The sequence below is a fragment of the Lysinibacillus piscis genome (assembly GCF_026012395.1).
GTDB lineage: Bacteria > Bacillota > Bacilli > Bacillales_A > Planococcaceae > Lysinibacillus > Lysinibacillus piscis.
The window spans coordinates 572,781-589,652 of the sequence record NZ_BRZA01000001.1; the positions used below are offsets into that span (position 1 = coordinate 572,781).

15 protein-coding genes and 1 pseudogene are annotated in these 16,872 nt (G+C 36.7%); 8 read left to right on the forward strand and 8 right to left on the reverse strand.

The features are described from left to right. Position 1: 1 nt before the first annotated feature. The 6 genes and pseudogenes from def to OPF91_RS02945 all read right to left on the reverse strand — a co-directional run bounded on the left by def (position 2) and on the right by OPF91_RS02945 (position 5,450). The gene (def, locus tag OPF91_RS02920) at positions 2 to 502 is read right to left on the reverse strand and encodes a peptide deformylase (protein ID WP_264987179.1); all 501 of its coding nucleotides are present in this window, start codon (positions 500 to 502) and stop codon (positions 2 to 4) included. A 23-nt stretch (positions 503 to 525) separates the two neighbouring features. Beyond that, a complete protein-coding gene (gene priA / locus OPF91_RS02925) occupies positions 526 to 2,940 on the reverse strand; it encodes a primosomal protein N' (protein WP_264987180.1) in 2,415 nt (804 codons plus the stop codon). 14 nt (positions 2,941 to 2,954) lie between these two features. Next, positions 2,955 to 3,485 (reverse strand): annotated as a pseudogene (coaBC, locus tag OPF91_RS02930) (bifunctional phosphopantothenoylcysteine decarboxylase/phosphopantothenate--cysteine ligase CoaBC); the annotation flags it as partial. Between the two features lie 204 nt (positions 3,486 to 3,689). Then, on the reverse strand, positions 3,690 to 3,917 hold the full coding sequence (rpoZ, locus tag OPF91_RS02935; RefSeq protein ID WP_264987181.1) for a DNA-directed RNA polymerase subunit omega: 228 nt from the start codon (positions 3,915 to 3,917) through the stop codon (positions 3,690 to 3,692). 7 nt (positions 3,918 to 3,924) lie between these two features. Then, the gene (gmk, locus tag OPF91_RS02940) at positions 3,925 to 4,542 is read right to left on the reverse strand and encodes a guanylate kinase (protein ID WP_264987182.1); all 618 of its coding nucleotides are present in this window, start codon (positions 4,540 to 4,542) and stop codon (positions 3,925 to 3,927) included. Positions 4,543 to 4,574: 32 nt separating this feature from the next. Next, positions 4,575 to 5,450 (reverse strand): YicC/YloC family endoribonuclease, encoded by an 876-nt coding sequence (locus OPF91_RS02945; RefSeq protein WP_264987183.1) that lies wholly within the window; start codon positions 5,448 to 5,450, stop codon positions 4,575 to 4,577. Positions 5,451 to 5,678: 228 nt separating this feature from the next. Here OPF91_RS02945 and OPF91_RS02950 point away from each other — a divergent pair, with 228 nt between their 5' ends. The 8 genes from OPF91_RS02950 to OPF91_RS02985 all read left to right on the forward strand — a co-directional run bounded on the left by OPF91_RS02950 (position 5,679) and on the right by OPF91_RS02985 (position 14,683). Next, positions 5,679 to 7,385 (forward strand): Rqc2 family fibronectin-binding protein, encoded by a 1,707-nt coding sequence (locus OPF91_RS02950; RefSeq protein ID WP_264987184.1) that lies wholly within the window; start codon positions 5,679 to 5,681, stop codon positions 7,383 to 7,385. Positions 7,386 to 7,925: 540 nt separating this feature from the next. Then, positions 7,926 to 9,584 carry a peptide ABC transporter substrate-binding protein gene (locus tag OPF91_RS02955; RefSeq protein ID WP_264987185.1) on the forward strand — a complete coding sequence of 553 codons (1,659 nt, stop codon included), beginning with the start codon at positions 7,926 to 7,928 and terminating at the stop codon, positions 9,582 to 9,584. A 136-nt stretch (positions 9,585 to 9,720) separates the two neighbouring features. Further along, entirely contained in the window at positions 9,721 to 10,650 is a 930-nt protein-coding gene (locus tag OPF91_RS02960) for an ABC transporter permease (protein ID WP_264987186.1), read from the forward strand. Further along, complete coding sequence (locus OPF91_RS02965) at positions 10,650 to 11,570, forward strand: ABC transporter permease (RefSeq protein ID WP_264987187.1); 921 nt, start codon at positions 10,650 to 10,652, stop codon at positions 11,568 to 11,570. The genes OPF91_RS02960 and OPF91_RS02965 overlap by 1 nt, the downstream gene beginning before the upstream one ends. After that, positions 11,542 to 12,639, forward strand: coding sequence for an ABC transporter ATP-binding protein (locus tag OPF91_RS02970; RefSeq protein WP_264987866.1), 1,098 nt, complete (start codon positions 11,542 to 11,544; stop codon positions 12,637 to 12,639). Before OPF91_RS02965 ends, OPF91_RS02970 begins: the two co-directional genes overlap by 29 nt. Next, positions 12,632 to 13,558, forward strand: coding sequence for an ABC transporter ATP-binding protein (locus OPF91_RS02975; protein ID WP_264987188.1), 927 nt, complete (start codon positions 12,632 to 12,634; stop codon positions 13,556 to 13,558). Before OPF91_RS02970 ends, OPF91_RS02975 begins: the two co-directional genes overlap by 8 nt. Positions 13,559 to 13,740: 182 nt before the next feature. Further along, entirely contained in the window at positions 13,741 to 13,866 is a 126-nt protein-coding gene (locus OPF91_RS02980) for a hypothetical protein (RefSeq protein WP_264987189.1), read from the forward strand. A gap of 676 nt (positions 13,867 to 14,542) precedes the next feature. After that, positions 14,543 to 14,683 carry a hypothetical protein gene (locus OPF91_RS02985; RefSeq protein WP_264987190.1) on the forward strand — a complete coding sequence of 47 codons (141 nt, stop codon included), beginning with the start codon at positions 14,543 to 14,545 and terminating at the stop codon, positions 14,681 to 14,683. A 236-nt stretch (positions 14,684 to 14,919) separates the two neighbouring features. On the opposite strand, the gene opp4C is transcribed toward OPF91_RS02985, so the two are convergent. Together opp4C and opp4B are read right to left on the reverse strand one after the other, a co-directional pair. Then, entirely contained in the window at positions 14,920 to 15,819 is a 900-nt protein-coding gene (gene opp4C / locus OPF91_RS02990) for an oligopeptide ABC transporter permease (protein ID WP_264987191.1), read from the reverse strand. Positions 15,820 to 15,832: 13 nt separating this feature from the next. Beyond that, on the reverse strand, positions 15,833 to 16,798 hold the full coding sequence (gene opp4B / locus OPF91_RS02995) for an oligopeptide ABC transporter permease (protein WP_264987192.1): 966 nt from the start codon (positions 16,796 to 16,798) through the stop codon (positions 15,833 to 15,835). Positions 16,799 to 16,872: the final 74 nt, after the last annotated feature.

Genomic DNA, 16,872 nt, shown 5'->3' on the forward strand with positions numbered 1-16,872 from the left:
ATTACTCCTCCTCTTCTGCTTCTGCATATAAAGCTTCTAATTCTTCTTCTGTAAGAATACGCTGAATTTTATCATTGAATAATACACCATCTAAATGGTCAATTTCATGTAAAATGGCTCGTGCATCAAAGCCACCCGCTTCTAGCTCGTAAACACGCCCTTCACGGTCACATGCTTCAATTTTTACATAATCAGGACGTTCCACTTCACCATATAACCCTGGAAAGCTAAGACAGCCTTCAATATCCACTTCTGCTCCATCCGTTTCGATAACAGTCGGATTAATCATTTCTAAAATATCTCGTTCCTCACCAAGCTCTACAATGGCCACACGTAGACCAACATTAATTTGTGGTGCAGCAATACCGACACCATCATACTCCACCATCGTGTCATATAAATCATCAAGCAATGCTATAATTTCTTCATTAATTTCTGTTACTTCTGTACATGGTGTTGATAAAATTTGAGCTGGATGCTCTACTACTGTTTTAATAGCCATTCTATTTTCCTCACTTCTGTTTGTTATATGGTCGATGGATCTAAATCTATTGTCATCAATATGCCTTGCTTCGTCCATTCTGCTCGGTACATCGCAAGCAATCGTTGTAATACGTTAATCAAATTTGGTTCAATTTTATATTTTATCAAACATTGATAGCGATATCTATTTTGGAGACGGCTAATACTTGCTGCTGTTGGACCAATGATGGCTGTTTGCTGTGATAAATTAGCTTGCAACCAGTCTGCTGCCCGTCCTGCATATTCTGCTGCCATCATGACATCCTCATGTGTAATTTGAATCAATGTCACAAAATAGTACGGCGGATAGCTAAAACGTCGCCGTAAAAACATTTCACGCTCATAAAACGGTTCATAGTCCTGTGTTTTGGCTAATTCAATCGCGTAGTGGTCAGGTGTATAGCTTTGGACAATGACCTCACCAGGCTTATCATGTCGCCCAGCTCGCCCACTTACTTGTGTAAGCAATTGAAATGTTCGTTCAGCCGCACGATAATCAGGTAAATGGAGCGATGTATCCGCACTCAATACCCCAACAAGCGTAATATTAGGAAAATCCAGCCCTTTCGCAATCATTTGCGTTCCTAGTAAAATATCTGCTTGTCCTTCACCAAATGCTTGTAATATCGTTTCATGCGCTCCTTTTTGTGCTGTCGTATCTACATCCATTCGCAGCACTCTTGCCTCTGGAAAAAGTTTATAAATTTCTTCCTCTACCTTTTGTGTACCTGTGCCAAAATAACGAATATGGTCGCTTTGACATTGTGGACAAATTTGAGGTACTCGTTCCTCATATCCACAATAGTGACATTTTAGCTTTTCTGTTGTGCGATGATAGGTTAATGAAATATCGCAATTTGGACATTGAACGACCGTTCCACAATCCCGACACAGCACAAAAGAAGAGTAGCCACGTCGATTTAAAAATAATACCATTTGCTCTTGCTTCATCAATCGAATACGTATTGCTTCCACAAGCTGCTGCGAAAACATAGAGCGATTTCCTTTTTGTAGCTCCTCACGCATATCCGCTATAAAAACTGTTGGCAATGCTTGCTGTAATGCACGTTGTTTGAGCGTTAATAAGGTATATACACCTTTTTTCGCTCTTGCAAAAGATTCAAGTGCAGGCGTAGCACTGCCTAAAATAACAGGACATTGATAATAGACACTACGCCAGATAGCTACATCACGTGCATGATAGCGTGGTGAATCTTCCTGTTTATACGTAGATTCATGCTCTTCATCTAAAATAATTAGTCCTAAATTTGTAAATGGTGCAAAAATAGCAGAACGTGCACCAACAACCACACTTACTTTACCTTGTTGAATTTTGCGCCATTCATCATATTTCTCGCCAACAGATAAACCGCTGTGCATCACGGCTACTAGCTCACCAAAGCGGCTACGAAAACGCTCCGTCATCTGAGGTGTTAGGGCAATTTCAGGTACAAGCATAATCGCTTGCTTGCCTTCATTCAATACTTTTTGTATCGCCTGTAAATACACCTCTGTTTTACCGCTCCCTGTTACACCCTGTACTAAAAATGTTTTAGCAACTTGTTCTTCCATCGCTTCACTAATCGCCTTTAATACGACATGCTGCTCTGCTGTAAGCTGTAAAGATTGCGTGCGTGTGACATCCTTTGTAAATGGATCACGGTACACTTCCTCCTGCGTATAATGAGCCACTTCTTTTTCGATAACTGCCTGTAAAACAGCTGATGAAATGCCTACTTCCTCACAAATTTGCTGTGGTGTAAAAATTTCTCCTAGATGTTGAAGCATCCACTCTAGTAATAATCGTTGTTTCACTGCTCTTGTCGTATCTGCAATGGCTTGTGCAATCACTTGTGCCTCTTGCGTAATTTTCACCATCCGCACAGCTTTGACATTGCCTTGCTGCTTCACTACATGGTCAATTTTCACCATTTTTTGGACGATTAATTGCTTTAATAGTGGTAGTAGGTCAGCTCGTTCAAATTCTTTCATATTCACTTGTTGTCGTTTTTGAAAAAATCCTTGTACATCTACTGGTAAGTGCTCTTTTTCCACCTGTAAAACCACTATTTTTTCATACTTCGCTCTTAATGCAGATGGTAACATTACTTGTAGGGCATCAATTTCATAGCAAATCGTATTATTTTTCAACCATTTTGCCATCGCTAACATTTCTTTTGTTAATACAGGCTCCATATCCAACACTTCTGCAATCGGCTTAATTTTTCCTGCTGGTACATCTGTCGTATCCTTTAAGCCAACAACGAACCCAAGTACATTACGTGGACCAAAGGGCACTTTCACGCGACACCCAGTTTCAATAACCGTCTGCCATTCTATTGGTACTTGATAATCGAATGGACGATCGACATGATAAGTAGCCACGTCCACGATGACTTCGGCAATTAGCAAACTCATGATGGCTCACCTTCAAAAAATGTTTGAACAAGTGCCGTAATTTTCTCTGGTTCTTCCAAACGCCCTTTGCCCACGTAACCACAAGCTAAAAAGCCCTCAGACGGCTCAATAAATTGATAACCATCCTCTGCAAGCTGGGCTATATTTCGTTTCACAGCTGGATGGTCATACATATGGACATTCATTGCAGGTGCCAGCCAAACAGGGGCTGTCGTAGCAAGTAAAGTGGTTGTTAACATATCATCCGCAATGCCATTCGCTAGCTTACCAATGACATTTGCTGTAGCTGGGGCTACTAATACTAAATCCGCCCAATCCGCTAAGTCGATATGTGCAATCACATGTGAATCCTTTTCATCAAACGTATCATAAAATACATCATTTTTGGACATCACCTGAAAACTAAGTGGTGTCACAAACTGTTGTGCTGATGCTGTCATAATGACTTTCACATTCGCTCCTGCCTGAGATAGCTTACTCACTAGTGCAACAGCTTTATAAACAGCGATACCACCCGAAACACAAAGCAAAATATTTTTATTCATTGTAATAGGCCATCCTTTCAAATGATAAGCTCCCAAAGGAAAATCCTCGGGAGCTTTCAGCATTTTGTATAAAGTGAAATGTCAATCAGTAGACATAGTGAATTTAGCCAATCATCTTTCCTACTGATTATTCATTGTCACCAATCGGGCTTTTACAAACAGTTCTTCTCCCAAATGGGGTGTTACAGCCTGTTTGACGAATGCTTATACTTCGTCCTCGTACACAGTTGATTCATCCTGCGTTACTTTTGTTAGTACACCTGATGCCACTTCTTCTAATGCTTTCCCAACATATTTATGAGAAACATAGCGGTGTAAACGTTCTGTACCTGGCTCTTCCTGCATTTGACGAGCACGCTTTGATGCTAAGCTCACTAAAGAATATTTTGAATCGATTTCTTTTTTTAATGCATCTACTGATGGATATAACATAATAATTTTACTCTCCCTTCAACATGGACAAATATCTTTTTTCAACTCGTTCTCTACGACAATGTTCTGCTTTAATAATAGCATTAATACGATCACAAGCATTCGTGACCTCATCATTTTCCACCACATAATCGTAAAGACTCATCATTTCTAGCTCCTCACTTGCCGTTGCAATACGCTTCGCAATGACATCGACGGTTTCCGTTCCACGTCCAACTAAACGATCCTTTAGTTCAGTCAAACTTGGCGGTGCTAAAAAGATGAATAAAGCATCTGGTGCCTTTTGGCGAATTTGTGCTGCACCCTGTACCTCAATTTCTAAAAATACATCACGACCAGCATCTAATGTTTCATGGACATAAGCTAGCGGTGTACCGTAGTAATTGCCAACAAATTCAGCATGTTCCAACAATCCACCCTGTTCGATTAACGCTTCAAATTCCTCACGTTTTTTGAAAAAATAGTCTACACCATCTATTTCACCTTCACGGGGATTACGTGTTGTCATCGAAATGGAATATTCATAATTGGTATTCGGCTGAGAAAATAGCTCTTTACGAACCGTTCCTTTCCCTACACCTGATGGACCTGATAGAACAATTAATAATCCACGTTCTTTTATCATTTTTCTCCATGTCTCCCTTAATCATTCAGATGCTATTCAATATTTTGCACTTGTTCACGCATTTTCTCTAAAATGGTTTTTGCCTGCACAACAGCTACAGCGGCCTCAGTCGATTGATTTTTAGAGCCAATCGTATTGATTTCACGATGAATTTCCTGCATTAAGAAATCTAATTTTCGTCCGATGGATACATTTTCAAGCAATGTTTCTGCTAGTTGTTGAAAATGACTTTCTAAACGATCCAATTCCTCAGAAATATCTACTCGTTCTGCAAATATCGCTACTTCCGCTAACAGACGATCATCTAATAATGTTCCATTAGCAACTTCAGCTACTCTTTCTGTTAATCGTGTACGGTAACGCTCAACAGCAAGTGGTGAAAATGCACGAATTTGCTGCACTTGCTCCATTAACTGTTCTTTATATTGTACAACAACATCATGCAATTCCTTTCCTTCACGCTCACGCATTTGGACAAGTTGGTCAATTGCTTGTGACATTGCCTTCTCCACAGCCTGCAATACATCTGTTGCTGTCATTTGTGGTTTTTCTTGAACAAGTGCTTGCTCAAGTGATAATAATTCTTGCATTGTCCACTTTTCTTCAAGTGGTACTTTACTTGCTAATTGTTCCTTTGCCTTACGATACGCTTCTATTAATGACCAATTAATTGCAATAGATTGTTCAATATTCTCTAAATCTTTCACGTAAACCATCACATCAATTTTACCACGTGATATTGCTTGTGAAATGAATTTTTTGGCAAAAACCTCTGCTTCAAGCCATTCTTTTGGGAATTTTGTTTGAATTTCTAAAAAACGATGATTGACTGAACGCATTTCTACAGTTAATTGAACATTCCCAGTTGTTGTGACACCTCTGCCAAAACCAGTCATACTACGCACCAAGGTTCGTCACACCTTTCTTCGCATACTGTATTTATTATAACATAAGCTCTATCACTTATGATATTTTCAGCATAAAAAAATACAGTACATATAAAAGATACTGTCATGATATAAACATACATCCTGTCAATCCAAGCATTCTTGTGTTAAAAATGCTATGATAAAGACATTATTCAAATAATGATGAAAGACCAAAAATCACATATATTTTTGGAAAGAGGACTTGAAATGGCATTTGACGGCTTATTTACACATGCAATGACTGTCGACCTACAACAATTAGTAACAGGTCGTATTACAAAAATACATCAGCCCAATACGCAAGAAGTGGTTCTTCATATTCGTGCAAATGGACAAAATCATAAATTACTATTTTCCATCCACCCATCCTATGCTCGTGTTCATTTAACAGAGCAAACAATTGACAATCCAGCAGAACCACCTATGTTTTGTATGCTCTTACGTAAGCATTTAGAAGGTGGCTTTATTTCTTCAATTAAACAGCATGATTTTGATCGCATTATAATAGTAGAAATCGAGAGTAAAAATGAAATTGGTGACCCTATTGTGCGAGAATTACATGCAGAGATTATGGGACGACATAGTAATTTACTGCTAATAGATAAAGAGCAGACAAAAATTATCGATAGTTTAAAGCATTTACCACCTGCTGTAAATAGCTATCGTACTATTTTGCCAGGTCAGCCATATATCGCTCCTCCTGCACAGCAAAAATGGCATCCACTTGCGGTAACAGATGAACAAATTAGTACGTTTTTTCATGAGACAAAAACAGCTAAAGATGTTGTCTCACAATTTATGGGCTTCTCTCCATTACATGCAGAGGAATTATTATATCGACTTAGCCAAACAAATGAGCAACAAACACGCTTTAAACATTTTATGGCTAGTTTTCATGCTGGTGGAACAGAACCTGTTTATGTAGTGAGTGACCAGAAAACATATTTTTCACCAATTCGTTTAACACATTTACAAGGTGATACGACTGTCTATCCAACTATTCACCAACTGTTAGATAGAGTATTTTTCGCACGTGCAGAACGCGACCGAGTAAAACAACAGGCTGGCGATTTAGAGCGTTGGCTACAAAACGAATTAGACAAATTACAATTAAAAATTAAAAAACTAACAAAAGATTATCAACAAGCTTCCAAGCTCGATCAATTCCAATTATATGGCGAGCTGCTGATGGCGAATATATATCAATTTGAGAAAGGTGCTAAAGAAGTAAGGGTTAGCAACTATTACAGTGAAGAGGGAGAACAAATCACGATTCCTCTGAGCGAACGAAAAACACCGATTGAAAATGCACAAAGCTACTATACGAAATATACAAAAGCAAAAAATGCGCTCATTATGGTGCAAGAACAACTTGAAAAAACAAAGGTGGAAATTGATTATTTTTCAATGCTTGCGCAACAAGTACAACAAGCATCACCAAAAGATATAGAAGAAATTCGAGAAGAGCTAGCAGAGCAAGGTTATTTAAAGTTACGTCACTTAAAGAAAAAGAAAAAACAGCACAAGCCTGAACCAGAGCAATACCTTTCTTCCACTGGCATCACTATATCTGTTGGCAAAAATAATAAGCAAAACGATATGTTAACTTTCAAAATAGCAAAACGTACAGATATTTGGTTGCATACGAAGGATATTCCTGGCTCACATGTTGTTATTCATGCAAGTGAACCAGATGACACAACATTAAGAGAAGCCGCAACACTCGCTGCTTATTTCTCTAAAGCTAGAGAGTCTTCTTCTGTACCTGTTGATTATACAGAGATTCGCCAAGTGAAAAAGCCTAATGGCGCTAAACCTGGCTTTGTTATTTATTTTGAACAAAAAACACTTTATATGAATCCCGATGAAGCACTCGTTTTGCAATTAAAGAAAAATGGTCACACATCTAAATAACTTGATGAGCACTGTAGTACAGCAAATTTCCGTAAAATCATGCTGTACTACAGTTTTTTTACACTGAAGTAACTATTGCTTCCTTTTATAAAATGGTTTATACCTAACTATCTGTTCGTTTTACTATTCAGAACTTCATCACTTATTAAGATGGAATAAATGATATCAGATATGAAATAAATCACTTATTTCTTCAAAGATTTTCTACAAATTCATATAATTATCCAATCATCTCACCTAAGACTTTTGAATCATTTTTCAAAAACGGGATATTTATCTAATAAAACAGAAAATTCTATATAATCAATTTTCTTTTTTATTTTTAATCATTTTTTGATTTTATTAGCAAATGAACATCAAATTTTTATCACCTAAACACTTCAATAATTTACTCCACTAAACCATTAAAATTTATTATTATTTAAAATGTCAGATAATACTATATAAATTTGAATCTTTTTTATTTTATGCACAATCTATTTTTGGTATAGTAATTAAGAGCTTGTCAAATGGCTTAAAAAAGTATTAAGGGGGATTTACATGTTCAAAAACAAAAAGTTTTTATTGCTAACAGTCCTTGCAGTATTTTCATTAGTACTTGCTGCATGTGGCTTTGGTGGGGAATCGTCTGATGACAAATCAAAAGACGACGGTAAAGATTCAGGTTCATCTGAAACAGCTTCTGCTAAAGAGTTAAACTTAATCGTAGCTTCTGAACCACCAGCAATGCATCCAGGACTTGCAACAGATACTACTTCTGGTGCACTTCTTCAAAACCTATTTGAAAACTTACTATCATATGATGTTGATGGTAAAGTAGTAGCAGGTGCTGCTGAAACTTGGGATATTAGTGAAGATCAATTAACTTACACATTCCATTTACGCGATTCAAAATGGACAAACGGTGATCCAGTAACTGCTGGTGACTTTGAATATGCTTGGAAATGGGCTTTAAATCCAGAAAACGCATCTGAGTATGCTTCATTACTTTACCCAATTCAAGGTGCTGAAGCTTATAACTTAGGTGAAGGCGCAGTAGACGGCGTTGGTGTAAAAGCTGAAGACGAAAAAACGTTAGTTGTTACATTAGCACAACCAACACCTTACTTCTTAGAGCTAGTAGCTTTCAAAACGTATGCTCCATTAAACCAAAAAGTGGTTGAAGCAAATACTGAATGGTACACAGACGCTGGTGCTGACTACGTTACAAACGGACCATTCGTATTAGATACTTGGAAACATAGTGATTCAATCGTTTTAAAGAAAAACCCAGAATATTGGGATGCTGCAAATGTAGCTTTAGAAACAATCAATATCGGTATGGTTGAAAATGAATCAACTACTGTAACAATGTTCAAAAATGGTGAGATTGATTACTTAGGTTCTCCTTACGGATCTATCGCACTTGATGCAATCGATGGCTTCAAAGCTGACGGTACATTAAAAACAGCTAACTATGCTGGTGTATATTGGTACAAATTAAATACAAAAGATAAAATTACTGGTAACGTAAATATTCGTAAAGCATTAACTTTAGCAATTGACCGTCAAGGCTTAATCGACAACGTTGCTAAAGGTGAGCAAAAACCTGCATTAGGTATGGTTCCTTCAGCGATTTCTGGCTTTGAAGAAGACCGTGGTTACTACAAAGACAATGATATCGAAGGCGCAAAAGCTGCTCTTGAAGCAGGTATGAAAGAACTAGGTATTAAAGATCCAAGCGAAATCAATATCAAACTTTCATTCAATACAAGTGAAGCACATGCTGCTATCGCTCAATACATCCAAGAAAATTGGAGCAAAAACCTTGGTATTTCAACAACACTTGATAACTCTGAATGGCAAGTTTACTTAGAAAAACTTAACCAATTAGACTACCAAGTAGGTCGTATGGGTTGGATTGCTGACTATAACGACGCTTACACATTCTTAGAAATGTACAACACTGCAGCTAACGGTAACAATGATACTGGTTGGGAAAATGCAGAGTACAAAAAATTGTTAGACCAATCTATCGTTGAAGCAGATCCTGCAAAACGTTTAGAGCTATTGAAACAAGCTGAAGGAATCGCTGTATCTGAGTTCCCTGTTGCGCCAATCTACTACTACACTAACCTGTATGTTCAAAAAGATAGCGTGAAAAACATGAAACCAGATATGCTTGGTAACATCAAACTTAAATATGTTGATGTAGAATAATATTTACGATTTTTTTAAGCTCTCTAACGAAGAGCTGCCTCGTACCGTAATTGGCTACGAGTCAGCTCTTTTTAAAATCCGATAAGGTGTTAAATTATCTGACAATTGAGAGTGTAAATTGAAGGAGGAGTTTTATGTGATTAACTATATTTTGAAAAGGCTGATGTATATCCTTATAGCCCTTTTCGTCATCGTAACGGTTACGTTTTTCCTGATGCGTCTTGCTCCTGGTAGTCCTTTTGCGAGCGAACGTAACTTTCCACCACAAATTGAGGAAAAGTTAAACGAAACGTATGGATTAAATAACCCTTGGTATATTCAATATAAAGATTATTTAATCGATACGGCCTCATTTAATTTTGGCGAATCTATGAAATATAAGGCGCGCTCTACTAATGATATGATTTCTGAAAGTTTCCCTGTCTCATTAACTTTAGGGATTGAAGCAATGCTACTTGCAATTGGCTTTGGTGTATTAGCTGGTGTCATTGCAGCGCTTTATCATAATAAATTCCCAGATTATTTGGCAACGACCATTGCGGTGCTTGGTATTTCAGTACCATCCTTTATTTTAGCTGGTTTAATGCAGTATTTCTTTGCCTATAAGTTAGGCTTATTCCCTGTAAGTGGTTGGAAAGGCTTCAATTATAGTATTTTACCAGCTCTTGCAATCGCTTTCTCACATGCAGGCTTTATTGCGAAATTAACACGTTCTAGTATGCTTGAACAAAATCATAGTGAATATGTAAAAATGGCTCGTGCAAAGGGGCTTGGCAAATGGACAATCGTGTTCCGTCACACATTGCGTAATGCGCTATTACCAGTTATTACATATCTAGGCCCATTAACAGCTGGTGTTGTAACAGGTAGTTTCATCATTGAAAATATTTTCGCAATCCCTGGATTAGGTAAACACTTTGTTCAAAGTATTACAAACCGTGACTATACGGTCATTATGGGTACAACAGTGTTCTATTCCATCATCCTTTTATTCGCTATCTTAATTGTTGATATTCTTTATACATTTATTGATCCGCGAATTAAATTGAAAGGAGCCAAAAAGTAATGACACAGCAACAAATTGAGAAAGATAAATTTAAAATTGTTGGTGGCAATCATGAAGCAACAGATAAATTGGCTGCTAAATCCGTATCGTTTTGGAAGGAAGTATTTTTACGCTTCTCACAAAATAAATTGGCGATTTTTGGTTTGATTTTATTAATTGTCATTGCATTAATGGCAATTTTTGCTCCAATGCTATCACAATATAAATACAGTGACCAACTTGGTGTTTATAATTCACCACCTTCTGCAGATTTTTGGTTTGGTACAGATGATTTAGGCCGTGATATTTTTGTTCGTATTTGGTACGGCGCACGTATTTCTCTATTTATCGGGATTACAGCAGCGATTATCGATTTAATTATTGGTGTACTTTGGGGTAGTATTTCAGGTTTAGCAGGCGGTCGTGTAGATAATATCATGATGCGTATCGCTGACGTTTTAACAGCTGTTCCTTATTTATTAGTTGTTATCGTATTATTAGTTGTTTTACAACCAGGGTTATTCCCAATGATTGTTGCCCTCTCTATTACAGGCTGGATTAATATGGCTCGTATTGTGCGTGGGGAAGTATTATCCATTAAAAACCAAGAATATGTACTAGCTGCTCGTACATTAGGCGCTAATACAGGACATTTAATTTTGAAACATTTAATTCCAAATGCATTAGGGGCTATTTTAGTAACAATGACATTAACAATCCCTTCTGCCATTTTTACAGAATCATTTTTAAGCTACCTTGGCTTAGGTGTTCCTGCACCACAGGCATCTTGGGGAACGATGGCTTCTGAAGGGAATAAAGCGCTTGCTAGTGCACCTTGGCGTCTATTCTTCCCTGCTATCTTTATTTCATTAACAATTTTTGCATTCAATGCTGTTGGTGACGGCTTACGTGATGCACTTGATCCAAAACTACGTAAATAAGGAGGTGGCCAATGTGGCAAAAACAATTTTAGAAGTAAAAGATTTAAAAATTAATTTCAAAACATATGCAGGACTTGTCCATGCTGTTCGTGGCGTGAACTTCGATTTAAAAGAAGGCGAAACACTTGCAATCGTAGGTGAGTCTGGCTCTGGTAAAAGTGTAACAAGCAATGCATTGATGAAACTGATCCCACAGCCACCTGGTATTTATGCATCAGGGCAAATTTTATTTAATGGTCGTGATTTAGTACCATTAAGCGACAAAGAAATGTCGAAAGTACGTGGAAATGACATTGCGATGATTTTCCAAGATCCTATGACAAGCTTAAATCCAACAATGAAGGTTGGTCGTCAAATTACAGAGGTTATTTTACAACATAAAAAAGTATCAAAGGCAGATGCGAAAAAGCGTGCGATTGAACTTTTAACACAGGTAGGTATCCCCTTCCCTGAAAAACGCTATAATCAATACCCACATGAATTTTCTGGTGGTATGCGTCAACGTGTAGTCATTGCGATTGCATTGGCTGCTGATCCAAAGCTACTCATTGCGGATGAGCCAACAACAGCATTAGACGTAACAATTCAAGCACAAATTTTAGAATTGATGAAAGAAATCCAAAAGAATTCAAAAACATCCATCATCTTCATTACCCATGATTTAGGCGTTGTAGCAAACGTTGCGGATCGTGTAGCTGTTATGTATGCTGGGCAAATCGTGGAATACGGTACTGTAGATGATATTTTCTATAATCCTAAACATCCATATACATGGGGCTTACTTGGTTCAATGCCAGATTTAGACAATGATGCGGATGAGCTATTACGTACAATTCCTGGTTCACCACCAGATCTGATTCACCCACCAAGAGGTGATGCGTTTGCAGCACGTAATGAATATGCAATGGCTATTGACTATGAGCAAGAACCACCGATGTTCCAAGTGAGTGATACACATTTTGCGAAAACATGGTTATTGCATCCTGATGCACCAAAAATCCCGCTGCCAGCTGCAGTTGCTAAACGGATTGAGGGCTATTTAGCAAAGGGGGCACAAGCAAATGACTAAAACAGGGGCAAAAAAAATTCTAGAAGTCAAAAATGTAAAGCAATATTTTGGTTCACCAAGCAACCCAATTAAAGCAATCGATGGTATTAGCTTTGATGTCTATGAAGGTGAAACACTTGGCCTTGTTGGTGAATCTGGCTGTGGTAAATCGACTACAGGACGCTCTATTATCCGCTTATACGATATTACAGATGGCGAAATCATTTTTGATGGTAAAGGCGTACATGGTAAAAAATCAAAAAGTGAGCTAAAAGAATTTAACCGTCAAATGCAAATGATCTTCCAAGATCCATATGCTTCATTAAATCCTCGTATGACAGCTGGGGAAATTATTAGTGAAGGTCTTGATATTCATGGTCTTTATAAAGATAAAAAAGTGCGTCGTGAAAAAATCAATGAGCTACTTGAGTCTGTTGGTTTAAACAAAGAACACGCAAATCGTTATGCCCATGAATTTTCTGGTGGTCAGCGTCAACGTATTGGTATCGCTCGTGCACTAAGTTTAGATCCAAAATTTATCATCGCAGACGAGCCGATTTCAGCACTAGACGTATCCATTCAAGCACAAGTTGTCAACTTACTAAAACAACTGCAAAAAGAACGTGGCTTAACGTATCTTTTCATTGCCCATGACCTATCAATGGTAAAATACATTAGTGATCGTATCGCTGTTATGTATCGTGGGAAAATCATGGAAATCGGGAAGGCAGATGATATTTACCATCGTCCTGTGCACCCTTATACAAAATCATTATTATCAGCGATTCCACTACCTGATCCAATATCAGAAAAGAGTCGTCAACGTATTCCTTACAAGCATACAGAAGTAGATGATAGTGCCACTTATCATGAAGTTGGTGAACAGCACTACGTATACGGTACAGACGATTTAGTAAAAGGTTGGGTAGCAAATCGCTAATCTATTTAAAAGAGCTTAAACAGCAGGCTAATGCTGTTTAAGCTCTTTTCATAGTTTGTTTATATGTCGCCATCTTTTACTAAATGTCGAATATTGTAGAAATTTTTAGATAAAATAGTCTTTAATAGATGTTTACCCATATATTATACTATGTATATACCATAGCAAAGGGGGAAATAATTATGAAAAAAGTTATTAGTATCGTACTTACAGTTCTATGTCTGGCTGCATTTACAGTAAGTCCTATTGCAACTCCTACAGCAGATGCTGCTATAAAATGCCATAAGCCTTGCCTTGAGCGCACATGACTTTCTAAAAATAGCTAACGACAATGTTAGCTATTTTTTTCATTTCTCTATTCTGACAAAAATTCTACTGACTATTTTGTCTTTCAACACTATGAGCGCTCATTATTTGGACAATTTGTTTTTCTCCATTCTTCTCAAACGACTTTCGTTGCGCATCCCTTGTTCCAATAGCCTTTTATAATGTGAAATTCAATCATCTATATGGTTGATTTTCTAATTGTTTCCATAATCGTTCCGCAAGCTCCTTAAACTTTTCTTCCTCTTTTAATATTACAGCTCATAATCCATAGTTATACTCTTTATAACTATCAATAACTCTTATGTATCTTCTGAAATCAATTCTCTAAAATGCAGACTCTTTATTTTCATTAATTTCAAGATTACCACCATTTTTTATGAAATTTAACGTTAAATCTTATGCATATTAGTATATTTTCTTATTTTGCACTAAACTACTTGTTGATGGTATAAGAATTAAAAAAGCACATTATTATTGATAATCACTTTATTGTAAATAAAACAACTTTCATTATCTATTAACACTTATATCTCTAATAAAAATATCTTCTACTAAATAGAATGTCGAATATTGTAGAAATTTTTAGAAAATAAACACTTTTCTAACTGTATATCTATATATTATAATATATATAATCTAACTAAGGAGGAAATAATTATGAAAAAAATTATTGCTACTACTGCTACAGTTTTATGCCTTGCTACATTTATTTTAAGTTCAGTGCCAGCATCTACAGCATCTGCTTCTTATGGGCCATGGCCAGGTTGTGGGCAATTCCCTTGTTATGAAAATATATAATTAATTAAAGAGGCTAAGACATAACTAGCTTCAAATCATGAAAAAGTCGAATTTGAGGCAATTCAAATTCGTCTTTTTCTGTTTTTGTATAAATGTTTTATACTAGTTAACAACGAAACCTTGGCGAATTAATTCTGCCATTTCAAGCTGAATGATGAATTTTGTGTGATAGCTTAATTTTAATAGAGCACTTTTAAAAGTAATGTTGGTTTACTTTTAAAAGTGCCCTATTGTAATTATCTTCTTGATTTTGGGTTTAAAGCATCTTTTAAACCTTCACCGATAAAATTAATAGATAGAATAACCAATGTAATTGCTACAGCAGGCGGAACCCAAATCCATACTTTTTCTTTTAGTACATCTGAGTTTCTAGCTTCAAATAACATATTGCCCCAGCTTGGTGTATCTGGCGGTACACCTAAGCCTAAAAAGCTTAATCCTGATTCAGCAACAATGGTTACTGCCATCATTAATGTTGCTTGTACAATAATAATCGATGCAATATTTGGCAATAAATGCTTCATAATAATTTTATATGGTTTACAGCCGATAGATTGAGCTGCTAGCACATATTCATTTTCTTTTTCTGCCAACACTTTACTACGTACAACCCTTGCAAAGCCACCCCATGATAATAAAGAAATAACGATAATTAACGTCCATAATCCTGAAATTTTCCCTACAAGGATTGTGTTCAAGACAATTACGAAAATCATAAATGGAAACATTAACATAAAATCTGTAAAACGCATCAGCCATTGGTCTACTTTCCCACCAAAGTATCCTGCAATCGCACCAACAGCTGTTCCGATTAGGGTAATAAATAACATACAAGTTAACCCAACTGTTAATGATGAACGCCCTGCATATAACATACGTGTAAAGACATCACGACCATTTGTATCCGTTCCCAACCAACTCTCACTGGATGGAGGTTGACTAATTTGTGTAAAATCAATACGTACAATATCTTTTGTCGTAATATATGGCGCTAAAATTGACAAAATAATAACTGTCAGTAAAAAAGTGAGACTAATCATTGCTAATTTATTTTTAACAAACTTTCGTCTTGCAATTGTCCATGGAGAGGGGCTTTTTTGCTGTGTTAATGCTTCTTGTTTATCTGCTAATGTCATATTATTCCCCTCCTTAATCTAATCGTATACGTGGATCCACTATACCGTATAATAAATCTGCTACTAGATTCCCAAACAGTGTTAAAAACGAAAGCAGCATTGTAATCGACATCATGACTGCGTAATCTCTTCTACTTACAGACTCTAAGAAAAGAGAACCAATTCCTGGGAATGTGAAAATCGTTTCTGTAATAACCGCACCACTGATTAATGTGGCAATATCAAACCCTAAAAATGTGATAAGAGGTATAATCGAATTGCGTAAAATATGTTTATTATAAATTTTAGACTCACTTGTCCCTTTTGCTCTTGCTGTTCTTACAAAATCTTTTCTACCATTTTCAATAATATCATTACGTAAAAATTGTGTATAAGAGGCTGTTCCCATAAGTCCTAAGACAAGCGCTGGTAGCAATACATGTCGTACCTTGCTCACATAGTACTCAAACGTTCCTTCTTCTAGCCCGATTCCTACAGAACCACTAAATGGAAACCATCCAAGTTGGAAGGAAAAGATATAAATAGCCACAATACCCGCTACAAAGGACGGAATCGCCAATGCTAAATAATTATATGTAGCAATTAAATTATCGCCAAGCGTATACGGCTTTCTTCCCGCATACATCCCCATAATAAAGGCAAAAACATACGTAAAAATTAATGAAACAACTGCTAAAAAAAGTGTATTTGGAATACGTTGTGCAATCACTTCTACAGCCGGTTTCTTGTAAACTGTTGATTTACCAAAATCCCCTTGTACAAAATTAGAAATCCATCTACCATATTGAACGATAATTGGATCATTATAGCCTAATTTCTCTCTCATTTCTTCAATGTATTGTGGATTCGTATTTGATGGATCAATCTCCCCACCAAATGCATCACCTGGCATCATTTTAGCTAAACTGAATACCACCAATGAAATAAGGAGTAACAATGGAATCATGCTAAGTAGTCTACGAATTGTGTATTGAAGCATGGAACTATCCCCTTATCTACTAATTTTACTGCTAGGTTCGTTAGAGAGAACCTAGCAGTAAATAGATTTCTATC